The following is a 23,704-nucleotide window of genomic DNA, read 5'->3' on the forward strand; positions in this document are numbered from 1 at the left end:
GCGCGGTCGTCGACTACGCGCGCCCTGGGCCTCGCAGGCGGTCGTGGTGGCCCAGAGCGATCCACGCATGACTCCGCCCTGCGAGCCGCCCTGCCCTCAATGACTGAGCAGAACGGCGCGGTCTGTCTGGGTGAGGAGGGCGCGGGTGAAGCCGCCGAACACCCGTTCCTGCAGGCGGCTGTGTCCATAGGCCCCCGCGACGATCAGGTCCGCCTTGCGCCGGGTCGCGATGTCCAGAACCTGCTCGACGGGATCGGAACCGCGACCCTCTAAGGCGGTCTCAACGGTCGCCTCGACGCCATGCCGCGCCAGATGGGCGGCCAAGTCCGTGAGGCGCAGCATCGCCTCGGCCGCCTCGTCTGGATTTGCGCAGATTTCCACGACATGAACGGATTGCGCCCGCTGCAGGAAGGGCAGGGCGTCGATGACGGCGCGGCGCGCCTCGCGTGTCTCTTGCCAGGCGATGACAATGCTGCTCAGCGTAATTTGCGTGGCGCCCGGAGGCGTCATCAGAACAGGCCGACCGGCGGCGAGCACCAGCGGGCCGGCCAGCGCGAGCCCGTCGTCCCGTCCGGTCCGCGCCATGCTGCGACCGATGAAGATTAGGTCGGCAGCCCGCGCCTCAGCCGCAAGCTTCTGAAGCGGCGCCTGCATCTGGGCGCGCCATTCGCAGCCCTGCCGCAAAGCTGTCGCGGCGGCGCGGAACTTCGCCTCAGCGCGTTCCAGATCGGCTTCGATCGACGCCAGCTGGGCCACGATCAGGGGCCCCGCGCCATAGGCGGGACCATCGCCGGCATAGCCGCTGCTGTCGAAAGCGCTCTTGTAGGGTTCGGCCCCGACGCCGATCAGCTTGGCGTCGAGCTGGTTGGCGAGGTCGACGGCGAGCGCCAAGCGCGCATCCGGCTGGGGTTCGGCCTCCACGGGGACCAGGATGGTGGAGATGGACATGGGCTGACTCCAGGCGCGGTTCCTAACGAGGACGGATCGTGGCGCGCGACCTTACCGCCAGCCGCTGCGGCGGCGTCTGTAAGGGGGGATGACGGGCGACGTCTTCCTAGAGGCGAGGGACTTCGCGTTGGCATGGAGTCGAACATGATCACGATCAAGGTGGAGAGGATGAAGTGCGGCGGGTGCGCGGCGTCTGTAAAACGCGCCATCGCCGCGGCCGATCCGGACGCCGTCGTCGACGTGGACCTCAAGGGCCATGCCGTCCATGTGCAGAGCGATCGCGACGCCGCGACAATCAGATCGGCCATCGAACGGGCCGGTTACAAGGTGGTCCTCTGAGCCTCAAGGCGCGCGGCTAGGGTCTGGGGTTGGCGCGGCAGAGGCTCCGCCGCACCCAGAGCAGGCCTTGTCTTTCGACACGACGGCTCGCGATCCCGGCCGCGCAGCACCCCTATCCGGCCGATCAGGGTTTGGAACGATCATCAGGCCCCACCGTCGCCTCTGAGGCGACCGTTCCGCCGCGCGCCATCAAGCCAACGCCAAGGAACGTCAGGCCGGCCCCGACGAAGACCGGCCAATCCAGAACTTCGCGGTAGAAGACGGACCCCATCGCCAGGCCGAAGATCGGCGTGAGGAAGCTGAAGGCGTTGGCCTGGTTCAGCGGCGTCGCCTCCAGGACGGAGAACCAGAGCCAATAGGCGAGCGCCGTCCCGAGGAGGCCAAGCGCCAGGAGAATCCAGATGAAGGCGAACGACCAGTGGATGTCCGCTGGCCGCTCGGTAAGCGCCGCCGTGAGGATGAGCGGAAGGCTGCCCATCAGCATCTGCAAGCCCATGGCCATCATGGCGTCGACTCGGCCCGCGATCCGCTTGATCAAGACGTTGCCGATCGTGATGCCCAGCGCGGCGAGGACGATGAAGCCCACGCCGAGCAGGTAGGTTCGCGACGCGCCAGAGAGGAGCTGCGGCGACGCTATGACAACAATGCCCAGAAAACCCAGCGCCAGCCCGGCCGCCCCGCGCGGAGTGAGGCGCTCCTTCAGGACCGCGCCCGCCAGAACCGCCGCCAGGAGAGGTTGGGTGTTGGCGATCACCGTGGCGACGCCCGGCGCGACATAGGCGGCGGCATGAAACATGCCCACGAAGCCGAGGCTCGTCGCGCCGAACCCGATCAGCGCTAGAAGGCCCCAATCCCGCAATTGCTTGGGCGCCGGCCGCCGTAGCGTCATCGCGACCAGGGTCAGCGCCGATCCCGCCAGGAGGGCGCGGAGCGCCGCAAAGCTCATATGCGGGGCCAGTTGTATTCCCGCTGTGATCAGGGGATAGCAGGCCGCCCAGAGCAACATCACCAGCACGACCTTGAGGATCGAAACGATAGTCATGAGGTGGAAATTTGCCCGGTTGCGCGACGATCGGCGGGATCGTCGTCCTGTTGCGCCCTTCCGGGGCCGCCTGTCTATGCAAGCATTCAGGATGCGGACGCTCGTACTGTAATGATCGCCGCAGTGCGCCGTCTATCGTCGTGGTTGGCGCAACTTCCCGGAAGGCGAAGTCGCACCGCCCATCGACCGCACAAGCGCATGTCAGGAGGGGTGTTTCTACAGGGTTGTCCGACGCGCGCTTGCAATCTTCGACCCTGATGGAGGTCGTCCGTGAACGCATTGATCTATTTTCTCGTCTGGGCCGGGATCATATTCGTCCTGATGCGCTTCGGCTGCGGCGCTCACGTCATGGGGCATGGCCATCGCCAGGACGAAGACAAGACGGGCCCAAGCCATCGGGCGACGTCGGGCACGTCGCCTACGCTTGGGGGCGGCCGGGGCGTGGGGTCCCGCCATGACCACTTGCCGCGTCGCTGACTTGCGCGCCTTTCACCCCGTGCGGCGGGTCGGTTGTCGACAATTTCGCACGTCTGGGGATACCCGTGCCCAAGCGCATTGGAGTGCTGCAACATTCCACTGGAGGACCACATGGCTGAGGCAAGAACGCCATCAACACCGCCTCGAGGGAGCCACCTGGCCGCGGATCAGACGCCGGTAAGGGTACCGGTCATAGCGCTTGGCATGAGCCTCGGCCTTTTCCTGGCGACTACCTACGTCCTGTGCATCGGCTTCGACCTCTTATTCCCGGGCCAGGCCATGTATGAGACGTGGCGTCACCTGCTGCCGGGATTCACCTGGCTCACCTGGCCAAGCTTTTTCCTCGGGCTCGCCGAGAGCTTCGGCTATGGGTGGTATGTCGCGTTGATCTTCGGCCCGCTGTTCAACGTCTTCGCCGCCATGGGTGAGCGGCCGCGCTCCACATGATCGCCCCCATCGCGTCGGCGACGGGGCCTCGGCGCAACCGTTGTCCCCGATGCGGAGTCGCGACTTCGGCGGTTGTCTACCCCCAGCATCCCGCAAGGGGAGCGTGAATGTTGCTCGCGCTCTGGTCGGCAGGTTGGCGGCCATGCACAATTGTCAATCGCGCCGAAACGAAAGCCGGATCATGAACAAGCACGATCGCAGTTCGCCATTGGGCGGGGCCTCGGACTCCGCTGATGCGGCGGTGGCCCGAGACCCGGTTTGCGGCATGAGCGTGAAGCTCGGCGCAGGCAAACCGAGCCTTGAGCATGCGGGCGTAACCTATCATTTCTGCTCGCGGGGGTGTCACGACAAGTTTGCGGCCCATCCGGAGACCTACCTTTCTCCAAAGGCGACCCGTGGGGAGGCCAGCCCACTTCCGGCAGGTACGAAATACACCTGCCCCATGCACCCGCAGATCGTACGCGATGCGCCCGGTGACTGTCCGATCTGCGGCATGGCCCTGGAGCCGATGGGCGTGCCGTCCGCGGATGAGGGTCCGAACCCCGAACTTGTCGACTTCAAACGCCGGTTCTGGATAGGGGGCGCGCTGACGCTGCCTTTGCTGGTGCTGACAATGGGCCCCTATGTGGGGCTTGGTTTCCTGCGGGAGATCTTCGGCGAGCGCGCGACATTGTGGATCGAACTGGCCCTGGGCACACCCGTCATCCTGTGGTCCGGCTGGCCGTTTTTCATTCGTGGCGCGAAGTCGGTGATCAACCGAAGCCTGAATATGTTCACCTTGATCGCCATGGGCGTCGGGGCGGCCTACCTGTTCAGCGTTACGGCGGTGCTGCTGCCGGGTATTTTCCCGGCCGGGTTTCGAGATCCACAAGGCCACGTCGGCGTCTATTTCGAAGCCGGCGCCGTGATCATCGTCCTGGTCCTGCTCGGTCAGGTTATGGAACTTGGGGCCCGCGAACGCACCGGCTCGGCGATCCGCGCGCTCCTCGATCTGGCTGCGAAGACAGCCCGCGTCATCCGCCCGGATGGCCGAGAGGAGGAGATTCCGCTCGAGGCGGTGCAGGTTGGCGACCATTTGCGGGTTCGCCCCGGCGACAAGGTTCCCGTTGATGGCGTGGTGGTGGAAGGCCGCTCGTCGATCGACGAGTCGATGATCTCCGGCGAACCGGTTCCCGTCGAAAAGGTCGAGGGGGAGACGGTGATCGGCGCCACGATCAACGGGACGGGCAGCCTGGTGATCCGGGCCGAACGCGTCGGCGGCGATACGGTCCTCAGTCAGATCGTCGAGATGGTGGCCAACGCGCAGCGCAGCCGCGCGCCCATCCAGAAGCTCGCCGACTCCGTGGCCGGCCTGTTCGTCCCGGCCGTGATCGGCATCGCCATTTTGAGCTTCATCGCCTGGGCGATCTGGGGACCGGCGCCGCCCCTGGCCTATGCGCTGGTGTCGGCGGTCGCCGTCCTGATCATCGCCTGTCCCTGTGCGCTGGGGCTTGCGACGCCGATGTCGATCATGACGGCGACCGGGCGGGGCGCCCAGGCGGGCGTTCTGATCAAGAACGCCGAAGCTCTCGAGCGCTTCGCCAAGGTCGACACCTTGATCGTCGACAAGACCGGCACCTTGACCCTCGGCAAACCCCGGCTCGTCGCGGTCTTGCCGCAGGCGGGCTATCGGGAAGACGAGGTCCTGCGCCTCGCGGCCAGCCTGGAACGGGGTTCGGAGCACCCGCTCGCCGAGGCGATCGTCACCGGCGCTGAAGACCGTGGGATCGCCTTGACCAAGGCCGAAGGGTTCGAGGCCGTCACCGGCAAGGGCGTGAAGGGAACCGTCGACGGCCAGCCGGTGGCGCTTGGCAATACGAAGCTGCTCGCGGACTTGGGGCTCGAAGGCGACGCGCTCTCTGGCGTCGCCAATGCGCGACGTGACGAGGGCGAGACGGTGATGTTCGTTATCGTCGAGTCCAAGATCGCCGGTCTTGTCTCGGTCGCCGACCCGGTCAAGGAGACCACCCCGGCCGCGCTCAAGGCCCTGCACGCGCTGGGATTGCGTATCATCATGGCCACCGGCGACAATGAACGCACGGCCAAGGCGGTGGCGGCGCGGCTCGGCATCGACGAGATTCGCGCCGATATCCTGCCAGAAGAGAAGGCGCGCATCATCAAGGCGCTGCAGGCCGAAGGGCGCAAGGTGGCGATGGCCGGGGACGGGGTGAACGACGCGCCCGCGCTCGCCCAGGCCGATGTGGGAATCGCCATGGGGACGGGCGCCGACGTGGCGATCGAAAGTTCAGGTCTGACCCTGGTCAGGGGCGACCTCAACGGCATTGTCCGCGCCCGGAAACTGGCGCGGGCGACCATGCGAAACATCAGGCAAAACCTGTTCTTCGCGTTGATCTACAACGGCCTCGGCGTGCCCGTCGCCGCTGGTGTCCTCTATCCATCGCTGGGAATCCTGATCTCGCCGATGTTCGCGGCGGCGGCCATGAGCCTGTCTTCTGTGTCCGTGGTCGGCAATGCCCTACGACTGCGATCCGTGAAGATCTGAAATCGTCGTAGGGCCGTCTTCCACCACTGGGTGAATGACGGGTCCGAAAATCCGGAAATCGGCAATGAAGGAAGCCATGGGCCACGAGCAGCACGAGGCCGATACGGCGTCTGGAACCATCACCGCGCACTACGCTCGCGACAGCCTTTCGCTGATCGGCGCAATCTCCATGGGGACAGGCGTAATGATCGGCGCGGGCATCTTCGCCCTCACCGGACAAGTTGCTGAGCTGGCCGGATCATGGTTCCCGCTCGCCTTCGTCGCCGCGGCGGTCGTCTCAGGTTTTAGCGCCTATTCCTATGTCAAGCTCTCCAACGCCTTTCCCTCCGCCGGCGGGGTCGCGACGTTCCTGGAGAAAGCCTATGGCAAGACGTCGGTGACGGCGGCGTTTGCGCTGCTGATGTACTTTTCCATGGTCATCAACGAGAGCCTGGTGGCCCGAACGTTCGGGACCTACGCCCTGCGGCTATTCAACATTGGCGAGGAGACCTGGCTGGTGCCGGCGCTCGGCGTCGGTCTGCTCGGGATCGCGTTTCTGGTCAATGTGATCGGCAATCGCCTCATCCAGTCTCTGTCTCTCGTCCTGGTCGTCCTCAAGGTCGGCGGCATCATGATCTTCGCCCTCGCAGGACTCTGGGTGGCGGGGGTCTCCTTCGATTCCGCGACCGTGGCGCCACAGGAGACCTCAGTCGGGGGATTCCTGGGGGCGGTCGCGCTCGGCATCCTCGCCTACAAGGGGTTCACGACGATCACCAACAGCGGCGGTGAGATCGTTGATCCCCATCGCGATATCGGCCGCGCCATCATCTACTCGCTGATCATCGGCATGGTGGTCTATGTGCTGGTCGCCTTGGCCGTCGCGGGCAACCTGACGCTCGAAGAGATAGTTGCGGCGAAGAATTCCACGTTGGCCGAGGCCGCGCGCCCTGCCTTTGGAGACGCCGGCGAAATCTTCACCATCGTCTTCGCCGTGATCGCCACGGCGTCAGGCGTCATCGCCAGCGTGTTCGCCGGCTCCCGGATGTTGGCGATGCTCACGGAGATGAAGCTGGTGCCGCACCGTCATTTCGGCATGTCCGGCAAGCTCCAAGGCCATACGCTCGTCTACACGATCGTCGCGGCGATGGTTCTGACGATCTTCTTCGATCTGTCGCGGATCGCCGCCCTGGGCGCGATCTTCTACATCATCATGGACATCTCTATTCACTGGGGGCTTCTGCGACATCTCCGAAAAGAGACGGGCGCGTCGGCGGCGATCCTGCTCACCGCCATCGTGCTTGATGTGGTCGTCCTGAGCGCCCTGCTGATCATCAAGGGGCGCGCGGATCCGACGGTCATCTATGTCGCCGTCGCCGGCTTGGCGGCTCTGTTTGGCGGCGAGAGGATATTCCTGCGACTGGCTCGTCATTGAGGATCCGTCAGCCGCAACCTCGACGCTGAACCCATGGCGTCCACGACTTGCCACAGCGGTGCGCCGGGCCAGCTTCAGACGCCGCGCCCTTGCAGGGGCCGGCGGATCATAGGGTGTCGGCCGCCCAGATGACCGGAAGGAAGTCTTCACGTCTGAGGGCCGCCCTGCCGATGAGGAGGCCGCCGACCTTTGGAAGCCTCAGGATGTCCGCGGCGTTTTCCGCATCGACGGAGCCGCCGTAAAGAATCGGGACCTGCCTGGCGGCGGCGCCGATCATCTTCACCAATGCTGCATGTATCCGCGCATGCGCCGCTTCAATGTCGTCGGATCTCGGCGCCATGCCTGCGCCGATCGCCCAGACCGGTTCATAGGCGATGGCGAACGCGCCGCCTGCCGGGATCCCGCTGACGCACCGCTCCACCTGCTCGCCGATCACCGCCAGCGCCCGACCCGCGGCGCGATCGTCCAACTGCTCGCCGAGGCACAGAATCGGCCGCAACCCCGCCTGCACGGCCGCGGCGGCCTTCGCGGCGACGTCCGGGTCCGTCTCGCCATAGGTCGCGCGCCGCTCGGCGTGTCCCAGGATAACGAACCGGGCGCCCGCATCCACCAGCATGGCCGCCGAAATATCGCCGGTGAAGGCGCCGCTGGGCTCGGCGCGGCAATCCTGCCCGCCAATCTCGATTCCGGTCCCGCGCAGCACCTCGGCCATCCTCGCGACCAGGGTGGCTGGTGGACAGATGACGGTCCTTGCGCGCGAGGGATGGGCGGCCAGCGCTTTCGCCAGCCCGCAGACCTCTGGCAGGTCCTCCGCAAGCCCGTTCATCTTCCAGTTGCCGACAATCAGCGGCCGCCCGTCGAGACCATCGCATTCGCGACCCGCCGCGGGGTCCCCTGTCTTTGGGAAGCTCGTCGACATACGCAGACCCTCTGCCGCTCAGCTGAAATCGACGACCCCCAGGATCATGCCGACTCGACCGTCACCCCACATGGGCAGCAGCAGGCGAGAATAGGCGGGGGAGGGTGCAGACGGCGTCGCGGGTCCGAAGTGCGACGGCCCGGCGGCTTCAACGGTCGCGCTGCACTGCGACAGCAGGAAGTCGAACGGCGCGCCCAAATCCACCTCATCGAGGAATTCGCCCTCGATGGCCCGTTCGGTCAGGGCCTTGCCCACCGTATTGAGCCGAAACCGCTCCGGCCGCTGAAAGACGTCGATCAGGAAGAGGCGATCGGCCAAGTCGGGCAGATCGGTGAGCTTGGCGTCATCCCAAAACGGCATCTCTGCGCGGCCGCGCAGGAGCCCCTCCCAATAGGCGTGGACCCGCAAGAGGTCGGGTGGGAGATGGGCGGGGAGGGGGTAGGGGTGCTTCACGGAGACAATCCAAACGATCAGCCGCACGGACGTCCGCGGACCTTGGGAACTGAAACATATGACCACGAGCCGCGTCAGACCACCTTGACGCGGCTCAACACGGCCCGATCCGCGACTTCGACCATCGATGCGCCGAGAGGAAGTCCCTTCATGTCAAACATTCTGACCCTCACCATGAACCCGGCGATCGATCTGTCGACATCGACGCAGGCGGTTGAACCGGTCCGCAAACTTCGCTGCGGCGCGACTCGCCGAGAGGCGGGCGGAGGCGGGATCAATGTGGCCCGTGTCGCCCAGCGCCTTGGCGCGCACGTCACAGCGCTCTATCCGGTCGGCGGTTTCGTCGGCCAGATGCTTGAGCGCCTGGTTGAGGGCGAGGGCGTCAGGAGTGTCGGCACGCCGATAGCGGGCGACACGCGCGAAGACTTCACGGTGCTCGACGAGCGGACCGGGCAGCAATACCGTTTCGTCCTCCCCGGACCGCAAATCAGCGAGCCCGAATGGACGCTCTGTCTTGCCAGACTAGCCGACCTCGCTCCCGATTGTGACTTCGTCTGCGCCAGCGGCAGTCTGCCTCCTGGGGTTCCGGAAGACTTCTACGCGCGCGCCGCGGAGGTTGTCCGCGGGCGAGGCGCGAAGTTCGTGGTGGACACCTCGGGTGCAGCCCTCAGGGCCACCCTCAAGACCAAGCTCTATCTCGTCAAGCCGAACCTTCGTGAACTGCAGGATTTGACAGGCGCGACCCTTGACGACCAGGCTTCGCTCTTACGGGCGTGCCGCGAGTTGATCTCCCCGAATGGTGCAGAAGTCGTCGCCCTGACCTTGGGGTCTGACGGGGCGATGCTGGTGACCGCTGACCGCGCATGGCGGGCGCCAGCGCTTCCCGTGCGGGTCGCCAGCACCGTGGGCGCCGGCGACAGCTTCCTGGGCGCGATGGTCTGGGCCTTGGCCTCGGAGTCGGGCTTGGAGGCGGCCTTTCGCCATGCGATGGCGGGCGGCGCCGCCGCGCTCCTGGCGCCTGGCACGGGACTGGCGCACGCTGTGGACGTGCGACAGCTTGTGGATCAGGTCACGATCCAGGGGCTCAGCGAGACCTGATCGATCAGGGCCCGCGCGCCGCTAAGCGGGCACGGCGCCGCGCGGCGTCCCCACCTCGTGTCGGTTCAGTGGGAGGCCAAGGTCTCCGGACGCCCTGCGCGGGTTCGTTGGATCGCGGCAAGTTCGAACCCTGGGGTGAGCGTAACAATGGCGTCCGCCCACTCGCGCGCTTCTGCGTCGGTCTCGCAGAATGCGACCTCATAGGCCGCCGCAGCGTCACTCTTCAGGTAAACGATGTAGGCCGTCATGGTTCCTGCTCCTTCATCGGCCGCAACCTACCGACGTCGCCGATCCCCGACCTTGATTCAGATCATGCGGACATGTCCGGCGGGCGCAAACTCGAACGGTCCTGCCCGTAGCTTGCGAGCGTCATCATCCGTGGCGCGACCGCGAGGATCAATCGCGGCCCCCCGCGCGATCCGCGCTCGGGCCGCCGAGGCTGAGCGCGCCCTCGTTGTGTAAGGATCGACCCCGATCCGCGTCTCTCCCTCCATGAAGGCCGCGCAATGTGGCGGTCCCCGCGGTCGGTGCGTCCGACCGGCCTTGACCGGGAGAGGATAAGTTCATGGGCGCCGATACAGTGCTGGTCTTGCCGTTCGAACAGGTGGCCCGCGCCGACGTGGCGCGCGTCGGCGGCAAGAACGCCTCCCTGGGCGAGATGGTGCAGAACCTCGGACAACGCGGCGTTCCTGTCCCGCCAGGCTTCGCCACGACGGCCGACGCCTATCGACGCTATATTGAAGCGAACGGTCTGGAGGCGATCGTTTCCGCCGCCCTCGACGATCTCGCCGCCGGCAAGGCGCAGCTCGCTGACGTCGGACGATCGATCCGCGAGGCGATCGTGGGCGGGGAATGGCCCGACGACACCGCGACAGCCATCAGGGCAGCCTATCAAGCGCTGTGCACGCGTCTCGGCCGGGACGATATCGATGTCGCGGTCCGCTCGAGCGCGACGGCGGAGGATCTACCGGACGCAAGCTTTGCCGGTCAGCAGGAGAGCTATCTGAATATCCGAGGCGAGGCGGCGCTTCTGGACGCCTGCCGCCGTTGCTACGCCTCCCTCTTCACCGATCGGGCGATCAGCTATCGGCAGGCGAAGGGATTCGACCATCTCAAGGTGGCGCTTTCAGTGGGCGTCCAACAGATGGTCCGTTCCGACCGGGCCGGGTCAGGCGTCATGTTCTCGATCGACACCGAGACCGGCTTCGACAGGGTGGTCTTGATCAACGCCGCCTGGGGCCTGGGCGAAATGGTCGTTCAGGGCGCCGTCGATCCGGACGAATACGAGGTGTTCAAGCCGTTCCTGGACACGCCGAACCTTGTTCCAATCATCGAGAAGAAGCTCGGCGCCAAGGCCCGCAAGATGATCTATGGCGACATCGACGGCCCGCCGACGCGCATCGTCCCGACCTCACGACAGGAACAGGCCTCCTTCGTGCTCACAGACGCTGAGATCATGGCGCTGGGCCGCTGGGCCGCGATCATCGAAGAGCACTATGGCTGTCCCATGGACATGGAATGGGCCAAGGACGGCGAAAGTGGCGATCTCTTCATCGTTCAGGCGCGACCTGAGACCGTGCAGTCGCGCATCGGATCGGGGGCTCTGAAGAGCTACACGATCAAGTCCAAGGGAAGTGTCCTGTCCACGGGCCTGGCGATCGGCGACGCCGTGGTCTCCGGCCGCGTGTGCTTGATCGAGAGTCCCCGAGACATCGACCAGTTCGTGGATGGGTCGGTCCTGGTCACCATGGCCACCGACCCCGATTGGGTGCCGATCATGAAGCGCGCTGCGGCGATCGTGACCGATCACGGGGGCCGCACCTCCCACGCGGCGATCGTCAGCCGAGAGCTCGGCCTTCCCGCCATCGTCGGCGCCGGCGACGCCACCCAGGTGCTGCATGGCGAGCAGGTGGTGACGGTCTCCTGCGCAGAGGGCGACCAGGGTTTCGTCTATGAGGGCCGCGCGGACTACGAGACGCAGATGATCGATACAGCCGACCTCCCCACAACCCACACCAAGATCATGCTCAACCTCGCCAATCCAGCGGCGGCCTTGCGCTGGTGGCGGCTGCCGGCCGAGGGCGTCGGGCTGGCGCGCATGGAGTTCGTGGTCAACAACCACGTCAAGGTCCATCCGATGGCGCTCGTTCGCTACGACGACCTCAAGGACGAGGCCGCGAAGCGAACCATCGCGGACCTCACCGCCGGCTATGCCGACAAGACCGACTATTTTGTCGATCGTCTGTCCCGGGGGCTGTCGCGGATCGCCGCCGCCTTCCATCCCAAGCCGGTGATCGTTCGGATGAGCGACTTCAAGACCAATGAATACGCCAATCTGGTCGGCGGCGCGCAGTTCGAGCCCAAGGAAGAGAATCCGATGCTCGGGTTCCGGGGCGCATCACGCTACTATTCGGCGCGCTACCGCCTAGGGTTCGACCTGGAATGCCGTGCGATCCGGCGCCTGCGCGAGACCATGGGATTCCGCAATGTGCTGGTGATGATCCCCTTCTGCCGTTCCGTGGCTGAGGCGTGCAAGGTGTTGCAGGTGATGGCCGAGAACGGCCTCGAGCGCGGCCGCGATGGCCTTGAGATCTATGTGATGTGCGAGATTCCCTCGAACGTCATCCTGGCCGAAGACTTCGCCGAGCATTTCGACGGCTTCTCCATTGGCAGTAACGACCTCACCCAGCTCACGCTGGGGGTCGATCGCGACTCCGCGGAGCTGGCCGAACTGTTCGATGAACAGGACGAAGCGGTCAAATGGATGATCGACAGAGTGATCGTCGCCGCTCATCGGGCGGATGCGAAGGTCGGCATCTGCGGCGAGGCGCCGAGCAATCACCCGGAATTCGCACAATACCTGGTCGCCCGGAACATCGATTCCATCTCCGTCAGCCCCGACAGTTTCGTCGCCGTCAAGCGCGCGGTCGCCGCCGCCGAGGCCGCCGAGCGCAGCCCCTCGCCAAGGGCATGACCGCGCTGTCGTGAGGCAGCTTGAACGAGATCACAAGGAGGTCGGGTGACGGTCATGGGCTTGCGAACGCTGGACAAGGCGCAGGTGGCGGGGAAACGCGTGCTCGTACGGGTCGATTTCAATGCGCCGCTGGCCGAGGGTCGCGTGGCCGACGACACCCGTCTGCGCGCGGCCCTGCCGACCATCGGTTTCCTTCATCAGAAGGGCGCCCAGGTCATCCTGATGTCTCATCTTGGCAGACCCAAGGGTCAGCGCGTGGCGTCGATGAGCCTGCGGGCTGTCGTCGAGCCGTTGGCGAGGCTCATGGGCGCGCCGGTGGCCTTCGCAGAGGACTGCGTGGGGGACCTGGCCCAGGCCGCCGTCCGCAAAATGGCCGATGGTCAGGTCCTCCTGCTCGAAAACCTGCGATTCCATCCAGGCGAGGAACGCAACGACCCAGCCTTCGCCCGCGACCTGGCCGCTCTGGGCGACCTCTATGTGGACGATGCGTTCTCCGCGGCGCATCGGGCGCATGCATCGACGGAAGGACTCGCCCACCTTCTGCCGGCCTTCGCCGGCCTTGCGATGCAGCGAGAGCTCGAGCAGCTTGAGACCGTGTTGGGGTCGCCCGAGCCGCCGGTGATGGGGATTATCGGCGGGGCCAAGGTCTCCACCAAGCTCGACCTGCTGAACCACCTGGTGACGCGCCTGCAGCGGCTCGCCCTGGGCGGCGCCATGGCGAACACCTTCTGCTTCGCCCAGGGGCACGACGTCGGCGCCTCGCTCCAGGAACCGGAGATGGCCGCCAATGCGCGCGCTATCCTGGAGACGGCGCGCGCCTCAGGCTGCGAAATCCTGCTGCCGATCGACGTCGTCGTCGGTGACACGCAGGCGCCGGACGCCGCGCCGCGGGTCATCGAGCTGGCCGCCATCCAGGCGGCAGACAGCATCTTCGACCTGGGCCCGGCCAGCGTATCCCAGATGCTGCAGGCCATGGACGCCTCGCGCACCTTGGTCTGGAACGGTCCGCTCGGGGTGATCGAACGCCCGCCGTTCGATTCAGGCACGATGCGGGCCCTACGGCATGCCGCTGGCCGCGCCCAATCGGGCGACCTGGTGGTGGTGGCTGGCGGCGGCGACACCGTCGCGGCGCTGAGGGCGGCGGGGATTACGGACGCCTTCGACGTCGTGTCCACGGCGGGTGGGGCTTTCCTGGAGTGGATGGCCGGAAAGACGCTGCCGGGCGTCGCCGTGCTGCAAGACTGAGGAGTGAGACCCGATGCCAAATCTGCCCACGCTAAACGCGACCGTTTCGCAACTGTTGGCCCCGGGCAAGGGGCTGCTCGCCGCCGACGAGTCCTTCGGGACGATCAAGGCGCGCTTCGACGCCATCGGCGTGGCCTCGACGGAGGAGACCCGGCGCGACTATCGGGAATTCCTCTTCCGCAGCCGCGAGCCGATGTCGCGCTACGTGTCGGGCGTGATCCTGTTCGACGAGACGATCTGGCAGGACGCTTCGGACGGGACGCCACTGGTGGACCTGATCACCGCGGCCGGGGCAGTCCCAGGGATCAAGGTGGATCATGGGACCGTGCCGCTTGCCGGTTTCGAGGGCGAGTCGATCACCGAAGGTCTGGATGGGCTCGCCCAACGGCTGGACGCCTACCGTGAGCGCGGCGCCCGGTTCGCCAAGTGGCGTGCGGTGATCGATATGGACGACGGGCTCCCGACGCACGGCGCGATCCGGGCGAACGCCCAGGCCCTGGCCCGTTATGCCGCGCTCTGCCAGGCCCACGATATCGTCCCGATCGTGGAGCCCGAGGTGTTGATGGACGCCGACCCCGATATCAGCCGCCGTGAAGAGGTCACCCGCTTCGTGTTGCAGACCACCTTCCAGGAACTGTTTGAACAGCGGGTCGCGCTCGAGGGTATGATCCTGAAGCCCAATATGGTGCTCACAGTCTCCCCCGGCGCGGATGAGACCGCCATTCAGGACGTCGCCCAACGCACGGTGCGGGTCCTGAAGGCCACCGTGCCGGCCGCCGTGCCGGGCATCGCATTCCTCTCAGGCGGGCAGCCAGACGCGGCGGCGACCGCACATCTGGACGCAATGAATCGCATGGGTCCGCTGCCCTGGACCCTGACGTTTTCCTACGGCCGCGCGCTGCAGACGACGGCCCAGCGGGCCTGGGCCGGCCTCGCGGACAACGTCGCGCGGGCCCAGGGCGCGTTCGCCCACCGCGCGCGGATGAACAGCCTCGCGAGCCGCGGCGAGTGGACCCTGGCCCTGGAGACGGCGGCCTGACAGGGTTTGCTGCGCGCACCTTCGATCGGAGCGGCGCGTTGACCGGACTGTAATGTGGAGGCGCCGCTCGCGTCCAACTTGAGATGAATCGTCCCAGCTACAAGAACGCGCTTCTTAGGGTCTCGACCCGGTGTCCGCCCGGGCGGACGACGGCGCCGCTCACCGGCGCGGGACCTGCGATGGAACGGCTGGGAGCGAGCCGGGCCGCTCGACTTGCGTGTGCGCTGTGCCATTGACGGGGCTGCGCGGGACGCTCTCCGATCGGAACCGGAGCCCCTGGCGGGATGACCGGCCGATCCGCGAGGAGCTGTTCAGCGTTGAGCGTCTCGAAGCGCATGCCCGTAGCCTGGCGCTGGCGCAGCCGGTGGCCGCAAGACCGGCCGCGGGACGGCCGCTCGCCCGTCGCCTGGCCGACAACGAGCGCCTGCTCATCCACGCCTACCGCGACACCAGCGCCGCTTTGGAGAATGGCAGCGCGGTCACCCCCGCCGCGCAATGGATCTTTGACAATTTCCATTTGATCGAAAAGCAGGTGCGCGAGATCCGTCGCGATCTACCCGCCAGCTACTATCGTCAACTGCCGAAGCTGATTTCCGGCCCCTTCGCCGGTTACCCTCGGGTATTCGGCATAGTCTGGGGGTTCGTCGCCCACACTGACAGCCTGTTCGATCCGGAAACTATGGAACGGTATGTCCGCGCCTACCAGGGCGTCCAGCCGTTGACGATCGGGGAACTCTGGGCGGTCGCCATCACCCTGCGGGTCATTCTGGTCGAGAACCTCCGTCGCATTGGCGAACGTATCGTGGCCAGCCGGACCGCCCGCCACGCGGCGGATGCGCTCGCGGAACGCTGGCTGGACGCCGTGGCGCGGTCCTCCGAGCCGCCTATGACGCTGCTGGCGGACGCGAGCCGAGGTCCCCTTGCCGAGGCGTTCGCCGCCCAGCTCTTGCATCGACTGCGGGATCGCGATGGCGCAGTCGGACCCGCCCTGACCTGGCTCGACGAGCGGTTGGCGGCGCAAGGCACATCCGCCGACGAAGCGGTCCGCACCGAGCACGACCGCCAGGTCGCCGCCACGCTCAGCGTGCGCAACATCATCACCAGCCTACGCCTGATCTCCGAAGTCGACTGGACCGATCTTGTCGAGCGTATGAGCCTCGTCGATGACGTGATGGGGTCGGTCGGCCCGTTCCGACAGATGGATTTCCCGACCCGAAATCGCTACCGCACGGCGGTCGAGGACTTGGCGCGCGGCGCGGGGCGGAGCGAGCTGGAGGTGGCGCATGCCGCGAAGGCGGCGGCGGTCAAGGCGGCGTCACCTAACTCCGAGCCGCGGCGGACGGACATCGGCTACCACCTGATCGGGGCCGGCCGGAGCGACTTCGAGCGCGCCTTGGGCTACCGCGCGCCGTTGAAGCTGTGGCCGGGCCGTATTGCGCGCAAGCTGGGGATGGCCGGCTATGGCTCGGCCATCATCTCCCTGGCCCTTCTAATTCTGGCGGTTCCCCTGGCGATCTTCTGGGCTCAAGGACTGTCGCCCACCTGGCTGGTCATCCTGGGCGTGCTAGGCGCGGTCTCGGCGCTCGACGTCGGGGTCGCTTTGGTCAACGCGATCGTCACGCGCGGCGTTCCAGCCGGCTTCTTGCCGGCTCTGGAGCTGTCCGAAGGCGTACCGCCAAACTTGCGTACGCTTGTGGCCGTACCGATCCTGCTCACGAGTCGGCCGGCGATCGAGGCGCAGATCGAGGGCCTTGAGGCGCACCATCTGGCCAGCCTGGAGGGCAATCTCCATTTCGCCTTGCTGTCGGACTGGATGGATTCGACAACCGAGCGCGCCGCCGAAGATGAGGCCTTGCTGGCGATCGCCCGCGACGGCGTCGCCGCCCTTAACCGAAAGTACGGACCTGCGCCGGGAGGCCCGAGATTCCTTCTTCTGCACCGCCGCCGCGTCTGGACCGAGAGCGAACGGTGTTGGATGGGCTGGGAGCGAAAACGCGGCAAGCTGCATGAGCTCAACCGGCTCCTCCGCGGCGCCGTCGACACCACCTTCATCGGTCTCGAGGAGACCCCCGCGCCGCCAGCCGGCGTTCGCTACGTGATCACCCTGGATGCGGACACACGGCTTCCGCACGACACCGTGCGGCGCCTGATCGGCAAGATGGGCCATCCGCTCAACAGACCACGCTTCGACCCTGTGGCAGGTCGCGTCGTGGACGGCTACGGCGTCTTGCAACCGCGGATCACACCGTCGCTGCCCGTCGAGCATCGTGGCACGATCTTTCAGCGCCTGTTCTCGGCCAGCAGCGGCATCGATCCATATGCAGCGGCGGTGAGCGACGTCTATCAGGACCTCTTCGGCGAGGGCTCATTCGCCGGCAAGGGAATCTACGACATCGACGCCTTCGAGGCCGCGCTCGCCGGACGCATTCCGGAGGGCGCGCTGCTCAGCCACGATCTCTTCGAGGGCGTTTTCGCCCGCGCGGGCTTGGCCTCGGATGTGGAGGTCGTCGAGGCCTCCCCGATGCGTTACGAGGTCGCCGCCAAGCGGCACCATCGCTGGGCGCGGGGGGATTGGCAGCTGCTGCCCTGGATCTTCGGGCTCGCGCGGGCGCCTGGCCTGTCGGCCAGAGCGCGTCGCCTGCCCACCGTCGGGCGCTGGAAGATGCTCGACAACCTGCGGCGGGCGCTGACGGCGCCAGCGGCGGTCGCCGCACTGCTGGCGGGTTGGGGCGCGCCAGGGCGCACGCCGTACCTCTGGAGTCTGTTCATCCTGGTCGCTGCGATCCTTCCGGCCTTGCTGCCGCTTGTCGACGATCTTGCGCCCCGGCGGGCCGGCGTGAGCGCTCGCAGCCGCATGAAGGCCGTCGGCGAGGACCTGCGTTTGGCCCTGGGCCGAGCCGGGCTCCTGGTGATCCTGCTGGCCGACCAGGCTTGGCTGATGACCGACGCCGTGGCGCGCACCTTGTGGCGGCTGCTGGTGAGCCGCAGGCGACTGTTGGAGTGGGTGACCGCCGCGCAGACGGAGTCCCAGCTTAAATCCGACTTGGCGAGCGTCTATCGACACATGTATGGCGCAATCCTGTTGGCGCTCGTGGCCGCAGTTTCGGCGGTGACCTGGGCGCGAGCGGCCTGGCCGCTCGGCGCCGCTTTCGCGCTAGTGTGGGCGACGTCGCCTTGGGTCGCGCGCTACGTCAGCCTCACCCGCCCAATCGGCGATCGCCAGCCCTTATCCGCGCAGGATTCGCTACGCCTGCGGCTGACCGCTCGGCTGACCTGGCGCTACTTCGAGACCTTCGTGACCGCCGACGACAATAGCTTGCCGCCGGATAACTTCCAGGAGGACCCGCCAGCGCTCGCTCGGCGCACCTCGCCCACGAACATCGGCCTCTATCTGCTGTCGGTGGCGAGCGCCCATGATTTCGGCTGGATCGGGCGAGGCGAGGCCGGCGAACGGCTGGAGGCCACGCTGGCGACGCTGGAGCGGATGCCGCGGCATCAAGGACATTTCTTCAACTGGTATGACACCCGTGACCTTCGCCCGCTGGAACCTCTCTATGTCTCGACCGTCGACAGCGGAAACCTCGCCGGTCACCTGATCGCGCTGGCCAATACGTGCGACGCCTGGACCCGCGCGGCGCCTGCATTCGCAGACCGGTTGGCGGGAGCCGGAGACGCCCTTTGCCTGGCGCGAGAGGCGCTGGGCCTGATGCGCGATGACCCCTCGGCCCACCGGGCCTGGCGGCCCATAGATGACGCGCTCGCCGCCCTGTCGGACCGCTTGCGATCCCCCGCCAGCGGGCACGATCCCGAACTCATAGTCGCCGTCCAAGGCGAACTTGACGCGGTCCTTCACGCCGCCCATAGCCTAGCGAGCGAACGTGATGATGGCGGCGATCTGCAATTCTGGCTGGATACGGCGCAAGCGACCCTGACCAGCCACCGGCGCGACGCCGCCGGCGAGGTCCATACGGCGCGGCTTGCCGCCATCGCCGCACAGTGCAGACGCTTGGCGGCTGAAATGGAATTCGGGTTCCTCCTGGACCCCTCGCGCAAACTTTTGTCCATCGGTTACCGGACCACGGAGGGGGTCCGGGACAGCAACTGCTATGACCTGCTGGCGTCGGAAGCGAGGCTCGCGAGCTTCTTCGCCATCGCCAAGGGCGATGTCCCTGCACGACACTGGTTTCGCCTAGGTCACGCGGTCACGCCGGTGGGCGATGGCGCGGCGCTCATCTCCTGGTCGGGCTCGATGTTCGAGTACCTGATGCCGTCCCTGGTCATGCGCTCGCCGGCCGGCAGCCTCATGGACGGTTCCAATCAGGCCGTCGTGAGACGACAGATCGAATACGGCCGCCGCCACGGCCGTCCGTGGGGGGTCTCGGAATCCGCCTACAACGCCCGCGACCTGGAGCTGACGTACCAGTACTCCAACTTCGGAATCCCCAGCTTGGGCCTGAAGCGCGGTCTCGGCGACGAAGCGGTCGTTGCGCCCTACGCCACCGCCCTTGCGGCCATGATCGACCCCCAGGCGGCGACCGAGAATCTGCAGGCGCTGGCTCAGGTGGGCGCGCGGGGTCGATATGGATTCTACGAGGCGCTCGACTACACCCCGACGCGGGTCCCGGAGGGGCGAACGCTCGCTGTGGTCCGCGCCTTCATGGCCCACCACCAGGGAATGACGATCGTCGCGCTGGCCAACGCGCTGCTTGGCGGGCGGATGCGCGAGCGCTTCCATGCCGAGCCGATGGTGCAGGCCTCAGAGCTCCTGCTTCAGGAACGCATGCCCCGCGAGGTCCTGGCGCCGAGCCCGGCAACCGCGCTGCACGCCGCCCTGCGTTCCGAAGGCCCAGAGCCGGTCCGGGCGAGGCGGTACGGCAGCGCGCATACCCTCTTGCCCGCGACCCACCTTCTGTCCAACGGGCGCTACAGCGTCATGCTCACCAATGCCGGGTCCGGCTACAGCCGGTGGGGCGACGTCGCACTGACCCGTTGGCGGGAGGACCCGACCTGTGATCCCTGGGGGACCTATATCTACCTCAGGGATACGCAGAGCGGCGCGCTATGGTCGGCCGCGTATCAGCCGACCGGGGCTAAACCCGAAAGCTACGACGTGACCTTCCATGAAGATCGCGCGGAATATCGCCGTCGCGACGGTGATCTGACGACCGAACTTCAGGTCCTGGTGTCGGCGGAGGACGACGCGGAGGTGCGGCGGGTGTCGATCACCAACGCAGGCCTCGTGGACCGAATTGTCGAGATCACCTCCTACAGTGAACTGGCGCTCGCGCCCCCCGCGGCGGACGCCGCTCATCCGGCCTTCTCGAAGATGTTCGTCGAGACCGAACACTTCCGCATGTGCGGCGACGCCCTGCTTGCGACCCGTCGCCGCCGGGCGCCCACAGACCCGGAAATCTGGGCGGCGCATCTTTGTGTGGTCGAGGGCCATGCCCCGGGAAAGCTGGAGTTCGAGACGGATCGGGCGCAGTTTCTCGGCCGTGGCCGCACGGCCCGCGCGCCGGCCGCTGTCGCCGAAGGGCGGCCGCTCACGGGGGGAACCGGGGCGGTGCTGGACCCGGTGTTCGCCTTGCGCCGCCGGCTGCGGATTCCGCCCGGCTCGACCATCCATGTCGCGTTCTGGACGATGATCGCGGACTCGCGCCAAGCGATCATCGATCTGGTTGATAAACACCACGACGCGAACGCCTTCGAGCGGGCGGCGATGATGGCCTGGACCCAGGCCCAAGTGCAATTGCGGCATCTGGGCGTCAACCAGGCGATGGCCGGACTCTACCAGCGCTTGGCTGGACCGATGATCTATGCGACCCCGGCGCTACGGCCGAGATCCGAAGTGCTGGCGGCGGATGCTGGCGGGCAGCCGGACCTCTGGCCGCTCGGCATTTCGGGCGACCTGCCGATCCTGCTGTTGCAGATCGACGAAACCGCCCAGCTCGACGTCGCCCGGGAAGTCCTGCAGGCGGCGGAATACTGGCGGCTGAAGGGACTGGCCGCCGACATTGTCATCCTGAACGCCCAGGCGAGTTCCTATGTTCAGGATCTGCAAGTGGCTTTGGAGGCGTTGGTGCGCGCCAGCCAGTCCCGGCGCCCCCCTGTCGCCGAGCAGACCCCCGGCCGCGTCTTCGTCGTCCGCGGCGACCTCATTGCACCCGATACCCAGGCGCGATTGGCCGCGCTTGCGCGCATCGTGTTGCATGCCCGTCGTGGGCGGATCGCCGAGCAACTGGACGTTCTCGGCGAGGCGGTGGGCGCAGACGCCGTGCGCCCGCCTCCGGCCGTACTGGGCGCCGCGACGCTTCCGCCGTCTCGAACGCCGGAGCTCGAGGTGTTCAACGGGCTGGGCGGCTTCGCCCAGGATGGCCAGGAATATGTGGTTGTCCTGGGGCCGGGACAGACCACGCCGGCGCCCTGGATCAATGTGGTCGCCAATCCCCGGTTCGGCTTCCAGGTGTCGGCGGAGGGCGCCGGCTACACCTGGTCGCTCAACAGTCGCGAGCGTCAATTGACCCCCTGGTCGAATGATCCGGTGGCCGACCCGTCAGGTGAAGCCTTCTACGTTCGGGACGCGGAGACCGGTGAGCTGTGGTCGCCGACCGCCGCACCCCTCAGAGATCACCAGGCGACCTATGTTGCGCGGCACGGCCGCGGCTACAGCCGTTTCGAACACAGCGCGCGCGGGCTTGAGCTCGAACTTCTCGCCTTTGTGCCCCCCGAAGACGCCGTGAAGATTTCGCGGCTGCGCATCACCAACCGCTCCGCACGACCACGGCGACTCTCAGCCTTTGGCTATGTGGAATGGGGCCTTGGCCGTTCCCGCGAGAGCATCGCGGCCTTCACCGCCACCCGCCTGGACGCCGCGAGCCTGGCGATCTTCGCCGAGAACCGGTGGGATCCGGCGTTTGCGAGCCGACTGGCCTTTTTCGACGCCGGCGGCCGCCAGGCCAGCTGGGCCGGCGACCGGCGCGAATTCGTCGGACGCAACGGGAATTTGGAGCACCCGGCCGCTGTTCTCGCCGGCGCCCCATTGTCAAATCGCCTCGGGGCGGCGCTCGATCCCTGCGCCGCCTTCGCCTGTCCCTTCGAGTTGGGCCCCGGCGAGAGCACGGAACTGGTCTTCCTGCTGGGCGATGCGGGGAGCGACGCGGAAGCGCAGGCCTTGATTGCGCGATATCGCACTGCCGATCTCGATCACGTCCTCGCGGCCGTCGAAACCCGTTGGTCCGCGGTACTGGACGGCGTTCAGATTAAGACCCCCGACCGGGCGCTCGACATCATGGTGAACGGCTGGCTGCTCTATCAAACACTCAGCAGCCGTCTGTGGGCCCGCGGCGGATTCTATCAGGCCAGCGGCGCGTATGGGTTCCGCGACCAGTTGCAAGACGTCATGGCTCTCGTGCATACCGATCCTGAGCTAACTCGTGATCAGCTGCTGCGGGCGGCGGCGCAACAATTCACCGAAGGCGATGTCCTGCATTGGTGGTTGCCGCATACCGGCCAGGGGGTTCGCACCCGGATGTCCGACGACCGGGTCTGGCTGCCCTATGTCGCCGCCCACTATGTCGCCGCGACGGGTGACCGGGGCGTACTCGACGAGACGGTGGACTTTCTGGAGGCCCCAGCGCTCGCGCCTGATGAGGCCGAGCGGTTCTTCACCCCAGACTCCTCCGGGACGACCGCGAGCCTCTATGAACACGCCGCCAGAGCCCTGGACGTCAGCATGGCGGTGGGCGTCCACGGGGCGCCCCTGATGGGCGGCGGGGACTGGAACGACGGGATGAATCGCGTCGGGGCGGGCGGCCGCGGCGAGAGCGTTTGGCTGGGCTGGTTCCTTCATGCCGCCCTGACGGGTTTCGTCCCTCACGCCGCCGCACGAGGGGACGCGGCCCGGGCGGCGCGGTGGACGGCGCACGCCGCCACCTTGAAGACCGCCTTGGAAGCCCAGGCCTGGGATGGGGCCTGGTACCTCCGCGCCTGGTTCGACGACGGCGCGCCGCTCGGGTCGGCTCAGAACACCGAGTGTCGCATCGACGCCATCGCCCAGTCCTGGGCCGTGTTGTCCGGCGCAGGTGACCCGCAGCGCGCCCGCCAAGCCATGGCATCGGTCGAACGCGAGCTTATCGATCCGGATGCAGGTCTGGCGCTGCTGTTCGCGCCGCCGTTCGAGGAGACCTCCGCCGACCCGGGCTACATCAAGGGCTATCCGGCGGGTCTGCGGGAGAACGGCGGCCAGTACACCCATGCGGCGCTGTGGACGGTGATGGCCTTTGCTGAGCTGGGGGAGGGCGACAAGGCCCATGCCCTGCTGTCCCTCCTCAATCCGATCAACCACAGCCGGACGAGGGCCGAGGCGCATCGCTACAAGGTCGAGCCCTATGTGGTCGCCGCCGATGTCTATTCCCGCCCCCCTCACGTCGGCCGCGGCGGCTGGACCTGGTACACGGGCGCGGCCGGCTGGATGTATCGCGCCGCCGTGGAGAGCGTGCTGGGAATTCGGCGAGAGGCCGGCGTCCTCAGTCTCGATCCGTGCATTCCAAGAACCTGGCCAGGGTTTGAGGCTAGGCTTGTATGCGGGGGCGCGACCTACCAGATCGTGGTGGACAATCCCGACAGCGTCTCCCAAGGCGTGATGTCAGTGACCTGTGACGGGGCGCCGGTTGCAGGCGCGCCCATCCGCGTCCCCCTGGCGGTCGATGGCCAGACCCACCGCATTCACGTCCGCCTCGGTCGCCGCCAGACCCCCGACTGAGGAGGAAGG

14 protein-coding genes are annotated in these 23,704 nt (G+C 66.9%); 9 read left to right on the top strand and 5 right to left on the bottom strand.

What is annotated here, in order from left to right; genetic code table 11:
• Window positions 1-96: 96 nt before the first annotated feature.
• Window positions 97-948 carry a universal stress protein gene (locus tag GGQ61_RS18305; RefSeq protein WP_183775973.1) on the bottom strand — a complete coding sequence of 284 codons (852 nt, stop codon included), beginning with the start codon at window positions 946-948 and terminating at the stop codon, window positions 97-99.
• A 144-nt stretch (window positions 949-1,092) separates the two neighbouring features.
• Here GGQ61_RS18305 and GGQ61_RS18310 point away from each other — a divergent pair, with 144 nt between their 5' ends.
• Window positions 1,093-1,287: a heavy-metal-associated domain-containing protein gene (locus tag GGQ61_RS18310; protein ID WP_183775975.1), complete on the top strand. Its 195-nt coding sequence runs from the start codon at window positions 1,093-1,095 to the stop codon at window positions 1,285-1,287.
• A gap of 124 nt (window positions 1,288-1,411) precedes the next feature.
• Here GGQ61_RS18310 and GGQ61_RS18315 read toward each other — a convergent pair whose 3' ends face one another.
• Window positions 1,412-2,329, bottom strand: a complete 918-nt coding sequence (locus tag GGQ61_RS18315; protein WP_183775981.1) for a DMT family transporter — start codon at window positions 2,327-2,329, stop codon at window positions 1,412-1,414.
• Between the two features lie 681 nt (window positions 2,330-3,010).
• On the opposite strand from GGQ61_RS18315, the gene GGQ61_RS18320 reads away from it, so the two are divergent.
• The 3 genes from GGQ61_RS18320 (at window position 3,011) to GGQ61_RS18330 (ending at window position 7,206) form a co-directional block, all read left to right on the top strand.
• Complete coding sequence (locus GGQ61_RS18320; RefSeq protein WP_221221121.1) at window positions 3,011-3,253, top strand: DUF5676 family membrane protein; 243 nt, start codon at window positions 3,011-3,013, stop codon at window positions 3,251-3,253.
• A gap of 181 nt (window positions 3,254-3,434) precedes the next feature.
• Window positions 3,435-5,795, top strand: a complete 2,361-nt coding sequence (locus tag GGQ61_RS18325; protein WP_183775983.1) for a heavy metal translocating P-type ATPase — start codon at window positions 3,435-3,437, stop codon at window positions 5,793-5,795.
• Window positions 5,796-5,859: 64 nt separating this feature from the next.
• On the top strand, window positions 5,860-7,206 hold the full coding sequence (locus tag GGQ61_RS18330) for an APC family permease (protein WP_221221122.1): 1,347 nt from the start codon (window positions 5,860-5,862) through the stop codon (window positions 7,204-7,206).
• 106 nt (window positions 7,207-7,312) lie between these two features.
• Here the strand turns inward: GGQ61_RS18330 and tpiA are convergent, their stop codons facing one another.
• The gene (gene tpiA, locus GGQ61_RS18335) at window positions 7,313-8,125 is read right to left on the bottom strand and encodes a triose-phosphate isomerase (protein ID WP_183775985.1); all 813 of its coding nucleotides are present in this window, start codon (window positions 8,123-8,125) and stop codon (window positions 7,313-7,315) included.
• 18 nt (window positions 8,126-8,143) lie between these two features.
• On the bottom strand, window positions 8,144-8,578 hold the full coding sequence (locus GGQ61_RS18340; RefSeq protein ID WP_183775987.1) for a PAS domain-containing protein: 435 nt from the start codon (window positions 8,576-8,578) through the stop codon (window positions 8,144-8,146).
• Window positions 8,579-8,728: 150 nt separating this feature from the next.
• On the opposite strand from GGQ61_RS18340, the gene GGQ61_RS18345 reads away from it, so the two are divergent.
• On the top strand, window positions 8,729-9,676 hold the full coding sequence (locus GGQ61_RS18345; protein WP_183776100.1) for a 1-phosphofructokinase family hexose kinase: 948 nt from the start codon (window positions 8,729-8,731) through the stop codon (window positions 9,674-9,676).
• 65 nt (window positions 9,677-9,741) lie between these two features.
• Here the strand turns inward: GGQ61_RS18345 and GGQ61_RS18350 are convergent, their stop codons facing one another.
• Window positions 9,742-9,924 (bottom strand): hypothetical protein, encoded by a 183-nt coding sequence (locus GGQ61_RS18350; RefSeq protein WP_183775989.1) that lies wholly within the window; start codon window positions 9,922-9,924, stop codon window positions 9,742-9,744.
• Window positions 9,925-10,241: 317 nt separating this feature from the next.
• Between GGQ61_RS18350 and ppsA the strand changes: the two genes are divergently transcribed.
• The 4 genes from ppsA (at window position 10,242) to GGQ61_RS18370 (ending at window position 23,695) form a co-directional block, all read left to right on the top strand.
• Window positions 10,242-12,650 carry a phosphoenolpyruvate synthase gene (gene ppsA / locus GGQ61_RS18355; protein ID WP_183775991.1) on the top strand — a complete coding sequence of 803 codons (2,409 nt, stop codon included), beginning with the start codon at window positions 10,242-10,244 and terminating at the stop codon, window positions 12,648-12,650.
• Between the two features lie 54 nt (window positions 12,651-12,704).
• Entirely contained in the window at window positions 12,705-13,895 is a 1,191-nt protein-coding gene (locus GGQ61_RS18360) for a phosphoglycerate kinase (protein ID WP_183775993.1), read from the top strand.
• Window positions 13,896-13,908: 13 nt separating this feature from the next.
• The gene (locus GGQ61_RS18365; protein WP_183775995.1) at window positions 13,909-14,934 is read left to right on the top strand and encodes a class I fructose-bisphosphate aldolase; all 1,026 of its coding nucleotides are present in this window, start codon (window positions 13,909-13,911) and stop codon (window positions 14,932-14,934) included.
• Between the two features lie 364 nt (window positions 14,935-15,298).
• Window positions 15,299-23,695, top strand: a complete 8,397-nt coding sequence (locus GGQ61_RS18370; RefSeq protein ID WP_343056196.1) for a glycoside hydrolase family 94 protein — start codon at window positions 15,299-15,301, stop codon at window positions 23,693-23,695.
• Window positions 23,696-23,704: the final 9 nt, after the last annotated feature.

Origin of the sequence: Phenylobacterium haematophilum (assembly GCF_014196295.1) — a bacterium.
Lineage (GTDB): Bacteria > Pseudomonadota > Alphaproteobacteria > Caulobacterales > Caulobacteraceae > Phenylobacterium > Phenylobacterium haematophilum.